This is a genomic window from Prolixibacter sp. SD074 (assembly GCF_009617895.1).
GTDB lineage: Bacteria > Bacteroidota > Bacteroidia > Bacteroidales > Prolixibacteraceae > Prolixibacter.
This window is the reverse complement of record NZ_BLAW01000001.1, coordinates 2,893,772-2,913,633: the sequence shown is the minus strand read 5'-3', so window position 1 is coordinate 2,913,633 and position 19,862 is coordinate 2,893,772. Positions and strand designations below refer to the sequence as shown.

The window sequence follows — 19,862 nt, the reverse complement described above, 5'->3', positions numbered from 1 at the left end:
ACAGAAAAGGCTGTCCATAACGGGCAGCCTTTCGTGTTTATATGGAATGGTGTTTTATTTCAACACGTTCAGCTCTTTTCCAATTTTGGTAAAAGCAGTAATGGCTTTGTCGAGATGCGCCCGATCGTGAGCTGCTGACAACTGAACGCGAATACGCGCTTCGCCTTTCGGGACAACCGGATAATAGAACCCGATGACATAAATGCCTTCGTCCAGTAATTTGGCAGCAAACTCCTGCGACAATTTGGCATCGTACAGCATTACAGCACAGATGGCTGATTTGCTGGGCTTGATATCAAAACCTGCTGCCTGCATTTTACCCATGAAGTATTCGGTATTTTCATGCAGTTTATCCTGTAGTTCGGTGGTTTCAGCCATCATATCGAACATCCGGATTCCCGCATTAACAACTACCGGCGGCAGCGAATTGGAGAACAGATACGGACGCGAACGTTGGCGCAGCAGCTCAATGATTTCTTTTTTCCCGGTAGTAAAACCACCAATGGCTCCGCCAAAGGCTTTACCCAATGTCCCGGTAATGATATCCACTTTCCCGCGAAGGTTGAACAACTCGGTAACGCCGCGACCGGTTTTGCCCACTACACCGGCCGAGTGGCATTCGTCGACCATCACCATGGCATCATATTTTTCGGCCAGTTTGTTGATTTTATCCATTGGAGCTACGTTGCCATCCATCGAAAATACACCGTCAGTAACGATGACACGGAAACGGGCCTTCTGAGCTGCTTTTAGCTGCTCTTCCAGATCCGCCATGTCGGCATTTTGGTAACGGAAGCGCTGTGCCTTACATAAACGCACGCCGTCGATGATGGAGGCATGGTTCAACGAATCAGAGATAATGGCATCCTCATCAGTGAGAAGCGGCTCAAATACTCCACCGTTGGCATCGAATGCAGCGGCGTAGAGGATGGTGTCCCCGGTACCGAAAAATTCGGCAATCTTCCGCTCCAGCACTTTGTGCAAATCGGTGGTGCCGCAGATAAACCGAACGGATGACATCCCAAAACCGTGACTGTCGAGCGCCTCTTTGGCCGCTTCGATCAACTGTGGGTGGTTTGACAGGCCGAGGTAATTGTTGGCACAAAAGTTCAGAACTTCTTTGCCATCTTCAAGGTGGATAACCGCACTCTGTGGTGAAACAATAATGCGCTCGCTTTTGTACAAGCCTGCTTCCCGGATGTTATCCAGTTCCTGTTGCAAGTGATCTTTTATTTTGCCGTACATAATATTATTGTATAAAATGTTTGTCGAGATGTTTAGGGGGATTATACTCCCTGTTTTGCCGGCCTTTGTGGTCAGTTTCAAGTTAAATACAAAAATAACGGAATATTTATGGTTTGAGGGATGATATTTGACAGGGAAGCAGGAATCGTTCCGGACTTCTTTGGGAAGGCTAAAGTTTACGATTCACTTTTTTTAACAAAAAATTGAAGCTCGCAGGCCAACTTTTAGTGTTCTGTTCCGTAAGGATAAGTTGGAAACTCAACAAAGATAGATTTATGGACAGACGTAAAGCTTTACAACAACTGGTAACTGGCAGCGCCACACTTTTTATGGTACCCACTGCCCTGGCAGCGTGCGGAAACAGCCAAAAGAAAAATACGGATACTTCAACCCTGACTGTGAACCTGAACGATGCAGCCAATGCACCGCTTAAGCAACAGGGCGGATTTGTGGTAACCGACAATACCATTATTATCAATACCGCTGCTGACGATATTATCGCTTTGTCGAGCATTTGCACCCATAAGGGTTGCACGGTGGGGTACGATAAAGCCAATAAAGACATTTTGTGTCCGTGTCACCACTCGGAGTTTGCTTCCGACGGAAGCGTACTTCAGGGACCGGCTACCAAACCACTTCCGAAATACAAAGTGACCCGCAATGGCGACACGCTGACCATCGATCGTTCATAAATTGCATCATATCCATTTTTTCTCTTTTTTTGTGCCCGGAATGCCGTAGCCTGTATTTTATTGTACCATATTTTTAAGAAGGTTTTAATTTTTCGTCTTGGTCATTTTCAGCATATTGCTACTGTATTTAATAAGTCTAAATAATGATTCATGGAAAGACGTAAAGCCCTTCAGCAAATGTTTTTAGCAACCGGAACGCTGATGGTCGTTCCTGCCGCATTGGCATCATGTTCCAAATCTTCCAGTGCAGGGGCTCCGTTAACAGGGGACCTCGTTATTGATTTGACCAATTCAAAGTACAGTCAGCTTACGCAGGGCGGCGGCTCGGTGATTGTTGGTAGCACCATTGTGGTGAACACGGGAAGCGACAAATTCATTGCGCTTTCGGCTATTTGTACTCATGCCGGTTGTCTGGTGGAGTATCAATCTTCGCAGAAAGATTTCTATTGCCCATGCCACGGTTCGGTATTCTCTGCCTCGGGAAGTGTAATGCGTGGGCCTGCTGGCAGTCCGCTCGCTTCTTACACGACTACTTATGATGCAACCGCCAAAACCGTTACGGTAAAAGGTGCCTGAAAAAAATTGTATAGTCCTCTCTTTCCCGTTTTTCCATTTGTTGGGGGAGCGGTTTTTTTTGCCTTATAATTTCCTGCCGGGAAGAGCAGGTATCGATTTTATATCATAGTTCCACCTGTGTTATCCCGCCTGAGACAATAAATTTCATGGCTTCGGCCGGATTGATGTCAATGGGATGAACGCTGGAGGTGGGAACCATGTATAACTCGCCTGAGAAGTTGTAAGAGTGGGGAAAATAGATGGCCACGAGTTCATGCCGGCCAATCTGTTCGAGTGTTTCCTGGGTGATGAAGCCCATTTTCCACAGTTCGTTCTCGCGGTTGATAAGCACCATGGCCGGTTTGTTGAATTTTTTTTCCTTTCCCACAAAGGCTGAAAAGAGATCGCGCAGCGACGAATAGATGACCCGAACCAGTGGCGCCCGGTCGAGCAGCTTGTCGATAAAACGGGCTAACGGCCGGGCGATGATGGTTTTTCCAAACGTTCCCAGGAGGGTGATAAACGCAAATATGATTAGGATACCTAATCCCGGCAGGTGTATTCCGAACCAGTTAATGAGGCTGGCACGTAGTATTCCGTCGATGAAATTGAATACGATGAAGATGACATAGATGGTGATGGCTAACGGCGCTATCAATAGCAGCCCTTGCAGGAACCAGGTTGTAATGCGTTTCATATGTTTCTTTTTTATAGTTTATTCGAATCAGGTGTTTTGATAGTTGTTTTAAACGATTCCAGTACCCGGATTTGCTCGGTTACGATTGCCCGGGTGATTCGCGGTAGCCAAACCGGAGTGTGTCCCCGCGGATGATGACCGGCAAACTGTCCGGTGAATTGCAACAGTACCTGCAGGTCGTGCCAGGCGCCCAACTTCTCGTCGAGCAACTCAAGCTTTTTTGTGGTTTCTTCCTCCCAAACGGGAGAATTATCGGCCAGTAACCGGTTGAGGTATATCAGCTTCTTAAGTTGTTTGCGCTGCCAATGCAAATTTTCGGTTATTTCGTTTTCGAGGTGAGCAGCTTTCGTCTTTTCCATCAGTTGTTGCATTTGCTGCAAAATGATTTCCCGTTGCTCTTCGGGAGGTATTTCATTTTGGTGTTGCTGTTCAAATGTGTCAATGTCAGGAATGGGAAGGTGTTCCAGTTTTTTTTCTTCTTCACGGTAGTGGTGCCATAAATGGTTTCGAAAACCGTTGGAGGATAGCCTGTATTTCCGGCAAATTTTGCGAAAACGATGAAGAGCCACCGTTAGATCGCGCAATTGGCTGGTTTGCTGATAATATTCCCGGAAGGGAACGAACAGGGATTTGCCCTGATAGCGTTCGGGGAACGCGAATTCGAGGAGCAGGCACCGTACCCGGATATCTTTGAGACGGAGCCTCAGTTGGTGCAACTCCTTTTCTTTTTTCCGCCGGGGAATCAGGTTTCGGAAAGCGGTTGGTTCGGTTTTGTTCAGTGTCGTCATGGCAAAACAGATTAACAATTAAAGTCCGGAATCGGTTGCAACAATCTGTTTCCCTTCGGTCGTTACCGGTTTATTGCCGGGCTTTTTCCGCAGCAGCGTTATCATATTTCTTATCTTTACCCCAACTTTTGAAAGAACGTGAAACTGAAAAATATACCATCATGAGTGATAGAAAAGTGAGGGTTCGTTTCGCCCCAAGTCCGACCGGACCGCTGCACATGGGCGGGGTGCGTACCGCGCTCTTCAATTACCTGTTTGCGAAAGGGCGCGGTGGCGATTTCCTGCTCCGCATCGAAGATACTGACCAAAACCGGTACGTGCCGGGCGCCGAGGAATACATCATGGAAAGCCTTGCCTGGTGCGGAATGCAGATCGATGAAGGTCCGCTCGAGGGCGGTCCGCACGGTCCATATCGGCAGAGCGGGCGCAAGGAGCTGTACCATCAGTATGCTGAACAGCTGGTGGCCAGTGGTAACGCTTATTATGCGTTCGATACGCCGGAAGAATTGGAGACTGCCCGCAGTGAAGCGGAAGCAAAGGGTAAAACTTTCACTTACAATGCTGCTACCCGTGGCAACATGAAGAACTCACTTTCGCTTCCGGAAGCAAAATGGGAAAAACTGATAGCCGACGGCGTTCCTGCGGTGATCCGTTTCCGGATGCCCGACAATGAACCGGTCACAGAGGATGACCTGATCCGTGGCCGTGTGACGTTCGAAACCTCGTTGCTCGACGATAAGGTGCTGTACAAAGCCGATGGCATGCCAACCTATCACTTGGCCAATGTGGTGGATGATCACCTGATGGAGATTACGCACGTGATTCGAGGTGAAGAGTGGTTATCGTCGATGCCATTGCACGTGCTGCTGTACCGTGCACTGGGCTGGAGCGATACCATGCCACGCTTTGCTCACCTGCCGCTTATTTTGAAACCGGTGGGAAAAGGTAAACTCTCGAAACGTGACGGTGATAAAATGGGATTCCCCGTTTTCCCGCTGGAGTGGAAAGATCCAAAATCGGGTGAAGTTTCACGTGGCTACCGCGAAGACGGTTATTTCCCGGAGGCATTCATCAATGTGCTGGCATTGCTGGGATGGAATCCGGGTACAGAGCAGGAGCTTTTCTCGATGGAGGAATTGATGAATGCCTTTTCTCTGGAGCGTGTAGGTAAATCGGGTTCCCGTTTCGATCCGGAAAAAACCAAGTGGTTCAACCATCAGTATCTGGTAACGAAGAGCGATGAAGAGCTGGCCGAATTATTCCTTCCGCTTTTGCGGGAAAAAGGAATTGATGCGGACCCGGACACGGCAGCCCGAATTTGCGGCATGGTAAAAGAGCGCTGCAACTTTGTACCGGAATTCTGGGAACAGAGTTATTTCTTTTTCGAGGCTCCAAAAGTGTATGACGCGAAAGTGGTGAAAAAGCGTTGGAAAGAAGGTGCGCCGGAGATGATGACGGAAATTGCAGATTTCCTGGAAACACTGGGGAAATGGAAAGCACCGGAAATCAAAGAACTGTTCTCCGCTTTCGTAAACGGAAAAGAGTGGGGATTTGGTGCGGTGATGAATGCTTTCCGGCTTTGCCTGGTAGGCGGAGGTTTCGGCCCTGACCTGTTCGAGATTTGCGAACTGATCGGCAAAGAAGAAACCATTCGACGGATTCGAAACGGAGTAACCCATATTAGTCGATAACGATAGTTACAGAATATTTTAAGTGAAGGCCATCTGGGAAATCAGGTGGCTTTCTTTGAGAATAGAGAATACTCAATATAAGTTTTGATAAACTGAAATTTAGATTATGTTTTATTGAAAATCAAGACTTTTTTGCTATTTCTTTGGCAGCACGTTCCCGAAACTGTATTTTCGTGGTAACGAGACGTTCGCTAATCATCTGTTATGGTTTATACAACACATCAGAAAAAACCGGTTACTGCCCGACCCTTTCTTAAGTGGGCTGGTGGAAAGAGGCAGCTTTTACCGGTCATTACAGATGCCTTGCCGAGGAACCTGGACCAGGATTCATTCGTCTACGTCGAGCCTTTTGTGGGAAGTGGTGCTGTACTCTTTCGCATGCTCCATCATTTTCCGAATATCGAAAAGGCTGTTATCAACGATGTCAATGAAGATTTAATTGATGCTTACCGAACGGTTCAGGAGGAACCGGATGCATTGATTGAGGCTCTTCAGCAACTGGAAAAAGAGTATTACGGTAATCCGGAAGACGAATTCCGACAGATGCATTATCAGATGGTTCGCGAACTGTTTAATGGGCGAAGTGCTTCGCGGGCGAAGCATACGGCCTATTTGATTTTTCTGAACCGGACCTGTTACAACGGACTGTACAGGGTAAATAAAGATAACCAGTTTAACGTCCCTTTCGGGAAGCACAAGAATCCGAAGATCTGCAACGAGGCGAATATCCGTTTGGTACACGAAGCGTTGCAGAAAGTGGAGATTCGGTTGGGAGACTTTGATGCACTGAGAGATCTGGTTACTCCCAAAGCTTTTTTCTATTTCGATCCACCTTACAAGCCCATTAGCTCAACGGCTTCGTTCAATGCTTACTCGCAAAATGGTTTTGGCGATGGCGACCAGGAACGACTGAAGGCTTTATGCGATAAATTACACAAAAATGGATCCCGGTGGATGCTTAGTAATTCCGATCCAAAAAACGAAAATCCGGAAAATCATTTCTTCGACGAATTGTATGGCGGCTACCACATCGAACGTGTGAAGGCACGACGGGCCATTAATTCCCGCGGAAGTCACCGGGGTGAAATCAGTGAGTTGCTGATTCGGAATTACGACTAAAATCCCTTTTCCAGCATCAGCTTATCTAGTTCGTTTGCCGATTTGCCTTTGCTGAAAGTTGCAGCCTGTTCCGGTGATTTATCCTCCATTAATATTTGATGAGTGCCCAGCCGCTTGATACGTTTCTTCAGGATTGCATGCTCCTTGTTTTCTTCCGCTATCATGCCGTAATAAATGACGGTTAGCCATTGCCCCACCTCGTTTGTCATTTCTCCGTATTGCAACGATAGCCGTTTGATGCGCCACAAAATCATCGGATCAATCATCTTCCCGGTAGGCGCATAAACCGATACAAAATCGTTGTATAATTTTTCCCTGCCAAAACGATTTCCGATGGTTTTCAGAATTATTTTTCGTCGCCGTAAATAGCCACCTGCTTTTCTCCATCGGATTTTACGAAACCGCGGAACATGCCCGGTGTGTTCGTCATCATCACAACATTTCCGTCTTTATCTACGCCAATCAAGCCGCCATCGCCACCTGCTTTGACCAGTTTATTGTTGATGACGTCATCGGCGGCGTCATGAAACGAAAGATGTTTGTATTCCATCAGGGCGGAAATGGTCCGGGCAATGGTGTACCGGATGAAAAATTCGCCGTGGCCGGTACAGGAAATCGCACAACTCAGGTTGCTGGCATAGGTGCCTGCCCCGATAATGGGCGAGTCGCCAATGCGGTGAAATTTTTTGTTGGTCATCCCACCGGTGGAAGTTCCGGCCGCCAGGTTGCCATACTGGTCGAGGGCGGCACAACCAACGGTTCCGAACTTGTTTTTGCCTTCTTTTGCGAGGTAACGTTGCAGTGCATCCCATCGCCTTTGTGTGAAGAAGTAACTGCTGTCGACAATGGTCAGTCCCTGCTGCCGGGCAAACTCCGATGCCCCGGAACCGTAAAGCATTACATGCCCTGATTTTTCCATCACTGTCCGCGCCAGCGTGATGGGATTTTTTACATCGCCAACTCCGGCCACAGCTCCGGCATTCATCGTTTTGCCATCCATGATAGAGGCATCCATTTCGTTCGTGCCGTAGTGGGAAAAAACGGCGCCTTTCCCGGCATTAAACAACGGGGAATCTTCCATTACCCTGATGGTCTGCTCTACGGCATCAATGGAGGTGCCTCCACGAGACAAAACTGCCAGTCCGGTATCAAGGGCTTGGCTGAGTTTATAGCGAAATTGTTTCTCCAGTTCCGGACTAAGATTTTCGCGGCTGATAACACCGGCACCTCCGTGAATTACCAAAACATATTTTGGCGGTTGAGCTTGTGCCGGCCCGGATAGAAAGCTTACGAAGAGGAGTAAGAAAAGAAAACCCGGGAGAAAGGCTGTTCGGTTCATTTTGCAGTTATTGGATTCGTTCTGATGAAGATAGGAAAAACCGCTGCCAAATGAAAAGCCTTCAAACAGGGAAAAAGAAAAAGGTTGCAACAGACTTTATTCCATCGCAGCCTTTGATACTATATTATTAATCAGTAAAGCCTTGAAAAGGCTTATTGCATGTACATCGACTCGCGCAATTCCTTGATGCGATCGTCGGAAATATAATCGTCGTAATCTATCAGTTTGTCGATGGTTCCGTTCGGAGTCAATTCGATGACACGGTTACAAACGGACTGTATGAACTCGTGGTCATGCGATGACATTAACACGATGCCGGGAAAACTAATCAAACCGTTGTTGAATGCCTGGATAGATTCCAGATCAAGGTGGTTGGTCGGGTTATCCAGCATCACCACATTGGGATGGCGCATCATCAAGCGTGAAATCATACAGCGCATCTTTTCACCTCCGGAAAGCACTTTTGAGTTTTTGAAAATCTCTTCGCCCGAAAAGAGCATCTTTCCGAGGAACGAGCGAAGGAAGCTGGCGTCTGTATTGTTGGTATATTGCGCTAACCAGTCAACCAGCGGCAAATCGTTTTTAAAGAAACGGTTATTATCCATCGGAAGGTAGCCGGTGGTTACGGTTACTCCCCATTCAAACTCACCGGAATCGGGCTTGTCATCTCCGTTCAGAATGTTGAAAAGAGCCGTCATCGAACGCGTATCACGCGAAAGGAAGACTACCTTCTCATCCTTCTCTATTGTGAAGTTAACGTTGTTGAAGAGTACTTCGCCGTCGATGCTTTTGCTTAGGTTTTTCACCGAAAGGATATTGTTACCCACTTCCCGCCCGGGTTGGAAAATAATTCCGGGGTAACGGCGGGTTGATGGCTGAATCTCTTCCACATTCAGCTTTTCCAGCATCTTTTTGCGGCTCGTGGTCTGTTTCGATTTGGCTACGTTGGCGCTGAAGCGGGAAATAAACTCCTGCAACTCCTTCTTCTTCTCCTCCATCTTCTTGTTCTGCTGGGCCATCTGGCGGGCAGCCAACTGACTCGAGTGGTACCAGAAGGAGTAGTTTCCACCGAACATGCGTATTTTTCCGAAATCGATATCTACCGTGTGGGTCGAAACACTGTCGAGGAAGTGACGGTCGTGCGAAACCAGAATCACTGTATTGTTGAAATTGGCCAGAAAGTTCTCCAGCCACATCACGGTTTCCAGGTCAAGGTCGTTGGTGGGCTCATCGAGAAGCAGGTTGTCGGGGTTACCAAACAATGCCTGGGCCAGCAATACACGAACCTTTTCTTTCTGTTCCAGATCGCCCATACGACGGTAATGCAGGCTTTCACGAATACCCAAACCACTGAGCAGTGCGGCCGCACCGCTTTCGGCATTCCACCCGTCCATCTCCGCGAATTTATCTTCCAATTCGGCGGCTTTCATCCCGTCTGCTTCCGAAAAATCAGACTTGGCATAAATAGCATCCTTCTCCTGCATTATGATCCACAACTCCCGGTAACCCATCATCACGGCGTCGAGCACGTTGTATTCATCATACGCGTGGTGGTCCTGGCTGAGCACTGACAATCGTTCGCCAGGCCCCATGGAAATAGAACCTCTGGTCGAATCCTGCTCTCCTGAAATCATTTTCAAAAAAGTAGATTTTCCGGCTCCGTTGGCTCCAATCACTCCGTAGCAGTTCCCGGGCGTAAACTTCATGTTCACATCCTGAAAAAGTATTCTTTTACCAAACTGAATGGCTAAATCTGAAACTGTAATCATTTTTATAAAAGGCTTTTGAGGCGGCAAATGTAGAAAAAAAACGATGCAGAACTGGTAATTAGGCGTTAAGAAAACGAAACGATTATATAAACTGACAGTAATTAAACCGATTGCTGAATCTTTAATCTAATGTAACGTGTAAATGAAAGCCGGGAAAATCTTTTTCAAATTCCGGCGCAAGTTTCTTTACCTTGAAGTGTCCAAAAGAAAAATCCGGACAACGATTAAACCCATTAATGGACGAAAAACAACTGGTCATTGATTTGCAGGCAGGCGACGAAAAGGCATTTCGTCACCTGGTCGGGAAGTACCAAAAACAGGTATTCCGGACGGCTATGGGATTTGTCCACGATGGTTCGGAAGCCGATGACATTACTCAGGAAGTTTTTGTCGATGTTTTTCGTTCTGTCCATGGATTCCGGAGGGAGGCAAGTCTTTCGACCTGGATTTACCGGATGACGGTCAACCGTTCGCTGAACTGGTTGCGGAGCCGCAAACGCAAAGGCTTCTTCCAGCGAATCGAGGCGTTCTTTCAGGATGATGCAGATTGGACCGGAGAACCGGAAGCTGATTGTTCTATCCACCCCGAAACGGTGATGGGAAATCGGGAAACTGCAGAAGCGTTAAAGCAGGCGCTCGACAGTTTGCCGGAGAACCAACGGACCGCTTTTGTGCTGTATCATTATGAAGGTTTAACTTACAAAGAAATTGCTTTTGTAATGAAGGTGTCGCTGGCTTCGGTTGAGTCGCTGATTCACCGGGCACGGAAAAATCTGCAAAAGAAGTTGATGAATTTTTACAAAAAATGAAGATCCCGGCGCAAGTTTCTTCGGGCCGCGGTGTCAAAACAGTAAACGAGGTGAAGATGATGAACGAACAACATATCACAGAACAACTTTGGGAGTTCCATTTGGGAAATCTTTCGGAAGAGGAGAACCAGCGGATTCAGCAGCACCTCGAAGTTTGTGAAGCTTGCCTCCGCGAATCGGGGGTGGTGAAGCAATCCATTCAGGAGATAGCTGTTGAACGTTCGCAGGAGGTGCCGCCTTTCCTTTATACACGGATCCAGGGTCGGTTGGAGCCGGTTACCAAACCTGCACCGGTTTGGAAACGTGCCCTGGTAACATCGTTGGGAACCATGTTGTTGCTGGTTGGCATTTGGGGTGGAGTGAAGATTGGTACGATGGATGTAAAACAAACCTCAGTCACTTCGGGCGAGAATCCAATGGGAAATCTGGCTATCAACGAAATGGTAAATGAGCCGATTGAGGGCTACCTGTTCGACTTTAATTGATTCAGTGATGAAAAAAACACAATTCCTGATATGGGCGGTGATTATCCTGTTTGCCATGAATGTAGCAACCATCGTGACGATTGTGGTGGGCCGCAGCCGGACCGTTACACCGGAAACGGCCAATGTTCAGAACCCTCCGGCCGATCCGGACGCTGTTCGGTTTCACTTTTTTGCACAGGAATTGGGATTGAGGGCCGACCAGATGGACGCGTTCCGGAATGCGAACCGAAATTTTAACCCGCGGGTCAGGCAACTTTCGATGCAAATGGCTGACATGCGACAGGAGATGGTCGATGAACTGGGTAAAGAGAATCCCGACAGGAAAAAGCTCGATTCTCTGGCCGCTGCCTTCGGAAATTTACACCGGGGACTGAAGGAACAAACCATTAATTACTATATGGAATTACGCTCGGTATGTACTCCAGAGCAACAACATCAACTGCATGTGCTGTTTCGTACCATGCTGGATCCCAATAACGATCTTCCCTTGCATCGTTACGGAAGAGGATGGCGGCACGGCAATGGACGGCGCGGTATGGGACGGCGAGGAGGTGGCCCCGACAATTAGTTATCAGGATTGATCATTGAAAAATACCCTGGGTTTCGAAGAAAGCTTCGAAGGCTCGAATGGGCAAAGTATGTGTTATAAATCAAGAATGTATCAACTTAAAAATCAAAAAATCATGAAGAATCAAATGTTTAAAGTCGTGTTAACGATTATGTTTGCCGGGTTACTGGCATTGGGAGCCAACGCTCAACCCCGTGGTAACGGTTATGGAAAAGGTCAGGGAAATGGCTATGGTTACCGGAATGCAGGTATTTGCCAGAATATTCCCGGATTGACACAGGAGCAGCAGGATAAAATTGCTGACTTGCAGAAAACGCATTGGAAACAAATGGACGAACTGCGCCTGAAACGGATGCGCGCTGCGACACTGAAGGAACGCGACCAGGTTGGTATCCAGATGGCTGAAGCTCGTGCTGCTCATCATGCCGATTTGATGGCATTACTGGACAAGGATCAACAGCAATGGGCCAACGATCACTTAGCTATGGGGTTCGGACGTGGACAGGGACGTGGCGCCGGCTGTGGCATGGGCTATGGACGAGGTCAAGGTTACGGTCGCGGCGGATGGTAAAATCCGGATACTTTAATCAACTGTCATATTAATTTAAGTGAAGCCAGGCCCGGGGAAATTTCTCCGGGCTTTTGTTGTTTCGATTGGGTGGCAGAATTCTCTGGTTGCCCAAATTGCTGATAACAATAGCTCTCTGTTTCGTTGCGGCGAATTGAAAATTTCAAAGAAGTCAGGAAAGGTTGCATCAGAGCGAATTCCCCTATCTTTACCGGCATGGTGAATGTAGTATGTGCGATTATTCAGGACGAAGATAAATTTCGGGCTTGCCGGCGCAAACAAGGTAAGACCAGGGCGGAAAATGGGAATTTCCGGGCGGGAAGATAAAGACAGGTGAATCCCCGGGAGATGCAATAAAACGCGCATTGCTGGAAGAATTGTCGCTGAATGTTGTGGTCAATGGAGTGTTGGGGCCCCATGGGTCATCACTATCCGAACATTTTAGTGGAAAAATTCAACGAATGGGGTATTGACATTGTCGCCCGCGAAGTTGTACCTTGAATCTAATTATTATGGATAGTTAAATTCTATCTTTTTCCTTATTTTTTAGGCAGGAAGTGGTCTTTGTCAGGTTGCTTTTACCGCATAATTCCTATCTTTAAAATTCACCATAACATTATGGTCATAAATTTTATGGGTATTGAAGTTAGAAATAAAGAAATAAGCTGGCTATCATTCAACGAGCGCCTTTTACAGGAAGCATCGAAGAGAAATGTGCCGGTTATCGAACGTATCAAGTTTTTGGGCATTTACTCCAACAACCTGGATGAGTTTTTTCGCGTTCGGGTTGCTATTCTCCGGCGTTTGGCGATGATGGGACGGACCACCATGGTTGAAGGTGCCGATCCGAGGGAAGTGCTGGATGAGATAGAAAGGATTGTGGTCGACCAAGGGAAACGGTTTGAGCAGATCTATAAAGGCATCCTGAAGGAACTGGCCAAGGATTACATCTACCTGGTGAATGAGCAGGAGATGTCGGAGAGCCAGGGAAAGTTTGTGCGCGATTACTTTTTGAGGGTTGTTCGTCCACGGATTATGCCAATTATTCTGAAGAAGAGCCTGCCGCTGCCCATGCTGAGCGACGATGCTATATACATGGCGGTTGAACTGACCGGGAAGGATAAAACTACTTATGCCCTTATCGAGGTGCCGTCGGACGTGCTGCCACGTTTTGTTATCATTCCATCGGAAGTTCCGCGGGGCACATACATTATCCTGTTGGAAGATATTATCCGGTATGAGCTGAAGGATCTCTTTTACATGTTCGAGTTTGACGAAATTGGTTCATACATCGTTAAGCTAACACGCGATGCCGAGCTGGATATCAATGATGATGTGGCGGAGAGTTATGTGAAAACAGTAGAAAAGAGCCTCGAGAAACGCGGACAGAGTGAACCTACCCGTTTTGTTTACGATAAAAAACTTCCCCGGGACTTTCTGAGAATCCTGTTGAAGAAGCTGAACTTTACAAAGGACGATACCATTATTGGCGGAGGACGGATTCACAACTTTAAGGATTTCATGAATTTCCCAAAGGTGGGACCAAAAGAACTCCAGTATCAACCGATTTCACCAGTGAGGCACAAGCGCGTCCTTCCGGGAAAAACCTATCTGGAGAGTATTTCTGAAAAGGATCTCCTGTTTCATTTTCCTTACCAATCGTTTATCCATTTTATCGATCTTCTGCGGGAAGCTTCGATTGATCCGAAAGTTACCGAGATAAAACTCACGGTTTACCGGGTCGCACCCGATTCGAGTGTTATGAATGCGCTCATTAATGCCGCCCGGAATGGGAAACAGGTAACGGTTGTGCTGGAACTCCGGGCCCGGTTTAATGAACAGGACAACATTGAATGGGGAAACTTGCTGGACAAGGAGAATGTAAAAGTTATTTTTGGCGTACCGGGCCTGAAAGTGCACTCTAAAATATGTATTATCAACCGGAAGGAACATGGTGGGGATAAGCTATTTGCCTGTGTGGGAACCGGTAACTTTCATGAGGATACGGCCAGGGTGTTCAGCGATCATTTGTTGTGTACCGCCGACCCGCGAATTACCCGCGAAGTGAATTATGTGTTCGACTTTTTCGAGCGGAACTACAAATTGAATCGGTTTCGGCATCTCATGGTTTCGCCGTTTAATATGCGAAGCCGCATTATCCGCATGATTAATCAGGAAATACGCAATAAGCTCGAAGGTAAAGAGGCAAAGTTCTATTTTAAGTGTAACAACCTGGTCGACCCGGTGATTATTCGGAAAATTCACGACGCGGCGCGCGCCGGCGTTGAAGTTCGATTAAATGTGCGGGGCATGTTTTCCTTGTTGCCAACGCCGCCCGACCAGAAATATACCATTCCCTGCATCGGGCTTATCGACCGCTTCCTGGAACATTCCCGCGTATACTATTTTCACAATAATGGTCACGAGCGCCTGTTCATTTCTTCGTCCGATTTGATGTCGCGAAACCTCGACCGGCGCGTCGAAGTAGGAGCCCCAATTTATGACGAGGATTTGCGTGCCGAGATTAAAAAGATGCTGGAACTGCAGTGGCAGGATAATGAGGCTGCCCGGGTATTGGATAATGATCTGGCGAATCAACTCAGGAGAACCGATAAAGAAACTCCGTTCAAGTCACAAATGGAGTTTTACCGTTTTATCAGGCAGCAGCATGGAGATTACGAAGAAGGCATTTAGGAAGTTGACGCACGGGAAGAAAATTGAGACCTATAAATCGGAAACTTGTAAAAAAAGATGAACCATATGATGCCCCATAAAAAGATGGAGAAGATCATCAGTGGCAGAAATCTTCGTTTTCGTTCATAATTTTAAATCGTTCCATGCGGCGAATTTGTTTAGTGGGCATCGTTACAACAATTAATTTTATTCTCAATTTCGAAAAAGACAAACCAAATGTGGCAGTTGGATGTTGTCTTTGGGGATTGAAACTTTTACTTATGGATTTCTCTGAATATTATGAGGCTATTGGATTGGTGGCTTCGGTGTTGGTGGCGATTAGCCTGATGATGTCTTCGCTTGTTAAGCTGCGGTGGTTAAATCTCTTTGGTTCTATTATATTTTCGGTATACGGTATTTTAATTCATTCCATATCGGTAGCCGGAGTTAATATCTTTATTGTTGGTGTTAACCTGGTTCATCTTTACGGGATTTACCGGAAGAAGGAAGCGTTCCGTGTAGCTTTTGTCCACTCCGGGGAGAATGATTATCTGACCGATTTTCTGGAGTATTACCATGATGATATTAAGCAGTTTTTTCCGCGTTTTAACTTCGATATCAAAGAGGAATACCTAATTATGTTTGTCCACCGCGACCTGAATATGGCCGGGCTGATCCTTCTGGAAATTAAGGATGCCGATACGCTACATATTGTCCTCGATTATGTGGTGCCACGCTACCGCGATTACAAGGTGGCCGATTATATCTTCAGAAGAAACATGGGCCGTTTCCGGTATATGGGATACAATATGCTCTATTCCGAAGTTCAAAACACGGCGCATAATAACTACCTCGAAAAGATTGGCTTTATTCGCGAAGGTGACCAGTATGTATTTAGGATTAAATAATCAGGTTATTTTTTCGTAGAAATACGAACAGCGTTCATCCTTTAAATCAAAAGTGACAATTTCCTTGTCGGGATGATTTTGATAGAGACAGAGTAAGCCGTAATCTCCTGCACAAAAAAAACTGTGTATCGACATAATGCTTAGCCATAGAATAACAGCTGACAAATTTTGCCAGAGACTCCACAACGCTCCTGCGGCAGTAACCAGGTTGATCACAATGAAGGGAGCAAGTGCCACAAACCGGAATTGCTTTTCTTGAATCACTTCGCGGTCGGCCTGTACGTAAAAAATGAAACGCCAGAAGTTGGCCCCAAATGAAATATTTCTTACTCCGGTTATCAGAAAAGCCAACGCATGGAGCAGTTCATGCAATACCACCAAAACGGTAAACGAGATAAGTACCGCTAAAGAGAACCATTCGAGTTCCTTTTTTGAGCCTTTAAAGAAAGATACAATGCAGTAGGCCAGTAATCCGGCTAACACTGCACCCATTATTGTTTGGTATATCATATACCGTTTGGCCAATCCCGAGCCACCTGAGAACTGGTCCAGCAAAAAAGCTTTTATGTTGTCATGGGAAATTTTGGCTACTAATTTATAGCCCGGGCCGTGTTGAATCTGTTCAGGAGTTAGTCCCATTTATATTTGTCTTTTTGCTGGTAATTACCTTCAGACAAGATATAAAAAAACCCGCTGGAATGCAGCGGGGTAAAAACCAAAAATTGCCTCTTCCTCTTCGTGCGAGGCAACTTGAACTTTAATCAACCGATACAAAGATACACCTTTCGTAATATTTATTTTGCAAATAGTAAATTAGAATGAGCGAATGGGTATTATGAATGATTGAATCATGTGCTTGAAAGGATGAATCATGATTTGACAATAGTATTGATGTATCGATTAAAATATGGTAAATTTCTTATAATCAATTAACAGAAAATTTTTTTCACATGAAAAGAGATGTGTTATTGTTACTTGTCCGCCATCGGGAAGATACGGCTAAACGTGTCTGATTAAACCATTCTTTCAGGATAAATCTACCGTTTTCATTCTTTTCAAATGATTGATTACAAAGTGCAAATCGGCGTAAGTTACTTCTTCGCCGGCCAGGTGTTTTATTTCTGTAAGTGATCGTGTGTTGTTACGCTCAATGAGTGGGGCAATTGTATTTACCTTTTCTTCCGGGACCAATTCAGTGATTTCCAATTCGCCGTGTTGAATAAAATAGCCGAGGTGTCTTTCGATAGTCCCTTGCGTCAGGCCTCGTGTTTCGCTGATCGTGGGAATATCCATTCCTTGCCGGTACAAGTCGAATGTAATTTGTTTGGTATTCTCTTTTTGGTTGCCAACTGTTGGTTGTCCGTTGTCTTTCCTTTGCGGGATATTATTTCGGTGACAGTATCCCTTGACCACTTCGAGTATGTCTTCGCCGTGTTGGGTGAGTTTTTTCTTGCCGATACCATGAATGGAACCGAGCTGTTTTATGGTCGTTGGTAATTCGTTGGCAATTAAGCGTAATGATTTCTGTGATACGATTGAGTAGAGGGCAACGCCGGATTCATTGGACAGTTGATACCGCCAGGCTTTTAGCTGTTGGTAGAGTTTAGGATGAGTAACGTCCGTATCAGTCAAGGCTTTTTCTTTTGAACGGATCTTTTCCGGTTCCTCGAGGTGGACCAAAGCTCTCGACCGGAGATATTTTTCCAGTTCAAATCCTTTGGCAACCGAAGTGAGAAAGATCTTCTTATGAGTGATGAATTCAGTGATTTTATCGGATAATTCATCTAATGATTTTAGAACAGCGGTATTGTCCGATTCATAGTACAATGAACCGACGACGGGTTGCCAGTCATTTTCCAGGTAATTCTTAAAATATTTGCTGGCTTTAACTATCCGTTCATTGAAAAATACATCGGTTTCAGGGTACTTATTTTCCTGGAAAAGGCGCTCACATTGCTTCATGAATTTCACGGAAACGTCCTTTAGATGAAGCAAATGAGGCTTTAACAATTCCGGTAGTTTAGCTTTTAGGTTCCCTTGAACACTCCCTTCGTTTTCGTTGAGTAGTTTGAGAAGTTGGCTGATTAATTTTTCGATCGTCCTGAAATCAAAAAGCTCATTCAACAGCATTAGCTGATAAGCTCTTTTCGATCGCGTGAACTCTTGTCCATCGGGCTCATGTGCCGCTACGTTATTATTGAAATGTTGAACTGTGGGGTCGCAAATAACGGCATCAGTTGATAGCGGTGTGCTCAGCCTTAGTCCCTCCAGTGATTTGCAACGACTGAGTGCCACGTAGGTTTGCCCATGCGCGAATGCTGCATGCGCGTCGATAACAGCTTTTTCAAAGGTGAGTCCCTGGCTCTTGTGAATGGTAATGGCCCAGGCAAGTTTCAGCGGATACTGAATGAATTTCCCAATTTCCTTTTCTTCAATATTTTTCGTTTCCGGATGAATTGTATACTGGATGTTTCGCCACTCTTCCTTTTGTACATCAACCCGTTCATCTTCTTCCGGAAATAATACCTCGATGTGCTCTTTATTGAGTTCGGTTACTACTCCAATTTTGCCATTGTAATACTGTTTCCGAAACGAGCTGTCATTTTTCAGGAACATAACCTGTGCGCCTTCCTTTAGTTGTAGTTTGGCTGGCGCCGGGAAATTGTATGGTGCAAAATCTCCTTGTACTTCGGCGTCGTACGAGTAAAGCTTTGAATTAAGTTTTGCCAGCTTTTGGCGGTTGATGTTTTCGGCCCCGGCATTGTGTGTCGTGAGAATAATGTACCCGTCGTTGTCTCCGTTCAGATAGGAAGGATGATATTGCTTATTCAGCTTTTTCAACGATGCAGGCGTTAGTTTGTCATCTCTGATTTCGTTGAGTACACGGATAAAATCTTCGTCGCGCTGGCGGAAGATTGTTTTTAGTTCGATATTAACCGGTTTTGATTTGGCCAAAGCATAACTGCTGAAGAAATAGAATGTATCATAGTAGGGCTTCAACAATTCCCATTCTTCCTTTTTTACTACCGGCGGTAATTGCTGAAGGTCACCAATCAGTAATAGTTGTACTCCTCCAAACGGTAGTTCCGGGCGTCTGTACCTGCGAAGAACGTCATCGATTCCGTCCAGTATATCGGCTCTTACCATGCTGATTTCATCGATAACCAATAAATCGAGCGACCTGATAATATTGATTTTGGTTTTGCTGAAACGATAAAGTCGTTCATTTGAATTTGGTTGACTTGCGGCCCCGGTCACCCGTTTTGTCAGAATCGGTCCAAAAGGAAGTTGAAAAAATGAATGAATAGTTACCCCGCCGGCATTGATGGCTGCTACACCGGTTGGCGCGATAACAATCATGCGCTTTACCGGATTTGATTTTAGGTTTTGTAAAAACGTTGTTTTTCCGGTTCCCGCTTTACCCGTCAGGAAAACATTTCGGTTCGTAAACCAGACGAATTTTCGGGCCAGATCAATTTCAGGATTCTGAATCATTGGGGGTGTAATTTGACATTTGGATAGTTAAGTTACAAAAAAATGGCGAGGTTACCAGATGTTATTAAAAGTTGGAAAGCAGGTTTTTGTATGGTGTCAATCAGTTGTCTTTCGTGCTGAATATTTGTAACTTACTTAGGTTTGAAATGAATCGGTTATAAAAAATGGAGGACTCATTATGTCGGATAGTGTTTATAAAATTATTGAACTGGTTGGTACCAGCAAGGAATCATGGGAAAAAGCAGCCATGAATGCAGTTGAGCGTGCTTCAAAATCGTTGCGCGACTTGCGTATTGCAGAAGTTTCGCAATTGGATATGCAGATAAACGACGGCAAGGTAGAAGCCTACCGGGTGAAAGTAAAAGTATCCTTCAAATTTGAAAGTTGATAATAATGCAAAAAGATGTTTCGGTTTTTTCCCGGCAAGAGTAGCTGAGCCGGAAAAACAAAAGAGGGTGTCC

At 45.9% G+C, this 19,862-nt stretch carries 19 protein-coding genes and 1 pseudogene; 12 read left to right on the top strand and 8 right to left on the bottom strand.

The features are described 5' to 3' along the window. Window positions 1-54: 54 nt before the first annotated feature. A complete protein-coding gene (kbl, locus tag GJU82_RS12535; RefSeq protein WP_153632449.1) occupies window positions 55-1,245 on the bottom strand; it encodes a glycine C-acetyltransferase in 1,191 nt (396 codons plus the stop codon). 275 nt (window positions 1,246-1,520) lie between these two features. On the opposite strand from kbl, the gene GJU82_RS12530 reads away from it, so the two are divergent. Then, a complete protein-coding gene (locus GJU82_RS12530; RefSeq protein WP_153632448.1) occupies window positions 1,521-1,937 on the top strand; it encodes a ubiquinol-cytochrome c reductase iron-sulfur subunit in 417 nt (138 codons plus the stop codon). A gap of 150 nt (window positions 1,938-2,087) precedes the next feature. After that, window positions 2,088-2,513 carry a ubiquinol-cytochrome c reductase iron-sulfur subunit gene (locus GJU82_RS12525; protein WP_153632447.1) on the top strand — a complete coding sequence of 142 codons (426 nt, stop codon included), beginning with the start codon at window positions 2,088-2,090 and terminating at the stop codon, window positions 2,511-2,513. 103 nt (window positions 2,514-2,616) lie between these two features. Here GJU82_RS12525 and GJU82_RS12520 read toward each other — a convergent pair whose 3' ends face one another. Continuing rightward, a complete protein-coding gene (locus tag GJU82_RS12520; protein ID WP_153632446.1) occupies window positions 2,617-3,189 on the bottom strand; it encodes a DUF502 domain-containing protein in 573 nt (190 codons plus the stop codon). Window positions 3,190-3,200: 11 nt separating this feature from the next. After that, entirely contained in the window at window positions 3,201-3,977 is a 777-nt protein-coding gene (locus GJU82_RS12515; RefSeq protein WP_153632445.1) for a CHAD domain-containing protein, read from the bottom strand. A 161-nt stretch (window positions 3,978-4,138) separates the two neighbouring features. On the opposite strand from GJU82_RS12515, the gene gltX reads away from it, so the two are divergent. Further along, entirely contained in the window at window positions 4,139-5,668 is a 1,530-nt protein-coding gene (gltX, locus tag GJU82_RS12510; protein WP_153632444.1) for a glutamate--tRNA ligase, read from the top strand. 204 nt (window positions 5,669-5,872) lie between these two features. After that, window positions 5,873-6,787 carry a DNA adenine methylase gene (locus tag GJU82_RS12505; protein WP_153632443.1) on the top strand — a complete coding sequence of 305 codons (915 nt, stop codon included), beginning with the start codon at window positions 5,873-5,875 and terminating at the stop codon, window positions 6,785-6,787. Here the strand turns inward: GJU82_RS12505 and GJU82_RS12500 are convergent. From GJU82_RS12500 to GJU82_RS12490, 3 genes are all read right to left on the bottom strand, one after another. Next, window positions 6,784-7,122, bottom strand: a complete 339-nt coding sequence (locus tag GJU82_RS12500) for a hypothetical protein (RefSeq protein WP_373921461.1) — start codon at window positions 7,120-7,122, stop codon at window positions 6,784-6,786. The genes GJU82_RS12505 and GJU82_RS12500 overlap by 4 nt on opposite strands. Before the next feature lie 11 nt (window positions 7,123-7,133). After that, window positions 7,134-8,126 (bottom strand): isoaspartyl peptidase/L-asparaginase family protein, encoded by a 993-nt coding sequence (locus tag GJU82_RS12495; RefSeq protein WP_153632441.1) that lies wholly within the window; start codon window positions 8,124-8,126, stop codon window positions 7,134-7,136. Between the two features lie 152 nt (window positions 8,127-8,278). Further along, window positions 8,279-9,895, bottom strand: a complete 1,617-nt coding sequence (locus tag GJU82_RS12490; RefSeq protein WP_153632440.1) for an ABC-F family ATP-binding cassette domain-containing protein — start codon at window positions 9,893-9,895, stop codon at window positions 8,279-8,281. A 236-nt stretch (window positions 9,896-10,131) separates the two neighbouring features. Here GJU82_RS12490 and GJU82_RS12485 point away from each other — a divergent pair, with 236 nt between their 5' ends. The 7 genes and pseudogenes from GJU82_RS12485 to GJU82_RS12455 all read left to right on the top strand — a co-directional run bounded on the left by GJU82_RS12485 (window position 10,132) and on the right by GJU82_RS12455 (window position 15,906). Then, window positions 10,132-10,704, top strand: a complete 573-nt coding sequence (locus tag GJU82_RS12485; protein WP_153632439.1) for an RNA polymerase sigma factor — start codon at window positions 10,132-10,134, stop codon at window positions 10,702-10,704. Then, entirely contained in the window at window positions 10,701-11,189 is a 489-nt protein-coding gene (locus GJU82_RS12480; protein ID WP_153632438.1) for an anti-sigma factor, read from the top strand. Before GJU82_RS12485 ends, GJU82_RS12480 begins: the two co-directional genes overlap by 4 nt. Window positions 11,190-11,196: 7 nt before the next feature. Beyond that, window positions 11,197-11,757, top strand: a complete 561-nt coding sequence (locus GJU82_RS12475; protein ID WP_194831048.1) for a Spy/CpxP family protein refolding chaperone — start codon at window positions 11,197-11,199, stop codon at window positions 11,755-11,757. Window positions 11,758-11,872: 115 nt separating this feature from the next. Then, entirely contained in the window at window positions 11,873-12,328 is a 456-nt protein-coding gene (locus GJU82_RS17530) for a hypothetical protein (RefSeq protein WP_228488693.1), read from the top strand. 302 nt (window positions 12,329-12,630) lie between these two features. Next, window positions 12,631-12,798: pseudogene (locus tag GJU82_RS17980) on the top strand (NUDIX domain-containing protein); the annotation flags it as partial. A gap of 160 nt (window positions 12,799-12,958) precedes the next feature. Further along, the gene (ppk1, locus tag GJU82_RS12460; protein ID WP_153632436.1) at window positions 12,959-15,019 is read left to right on the top strand and encodes a polyphosphate kinase 1; all 2,061 of its coding nucleotides are present in this window, start codon (window positions 12,959-12,961) and stop codon (window positions 15,017-15,019) included. Between the two features lie 143 nt (window positions 15,020-15,162). Next, window positions 15,163-15,906, top strand: a complete 744-nt coding sequence (locus tag GJU82_RS12455) for a YgjV family protein (RefSeq protein ID WP_153632435.1) — start codon at window positions 15,163-15,165, stop codon at window positions 15,904-15,906. Here the strand turns inward: GJU82_RS12455 and GJU82_RS12450 are convergent, their stop codons facing one another. Both GJU82_RS12450 and GJU82_RS17775 read right to left on the bottom strand, forming a co-directional pair. Continuing rightward, complete coding sequence (locus tag GJU82_RS12450; RefSeq protein WP_153632434.1) at window positions 15,907-16,545, bottom strand: DUF3267 domain-containing protein; 639 nt, start codon at window positions 16,543-16,545, stop codon at window positions 15,907-15,909. It lies immediately after the preceding gene. Between the two features lie 387 nt (window positions 16,546-16,932). Then, on the bottom strand, window positions 16,933-19,401 hold the full coding sequence (locus GJU82_RS17775) for a helix-turn-helix domain-containing protein (RefSeq protein ID WP_153632433.1): 2,469 nt from the start codon (window positions 19,399-19,401) through the stop codon (window positions 16,933-16,935). 178 nt (window positions 19,402-19,579) lie between these two features. Between GJU82_RS17775 and GJU82_RS12440 the strand changes: the two genes are divergently transcribed. After that, window positions 19,580-19,789, top strand: a complete 210-nt coding sequence (locus GJU82_RS12440; protein WP_153632432.1) for a dodecin family protein — start codon at window positions 19,580-19,582, stop codon at window positions 19,787-19,789. The last annotated feature ends 73 nt before the right edge of the window (window positions 19,790-19,862 follow it).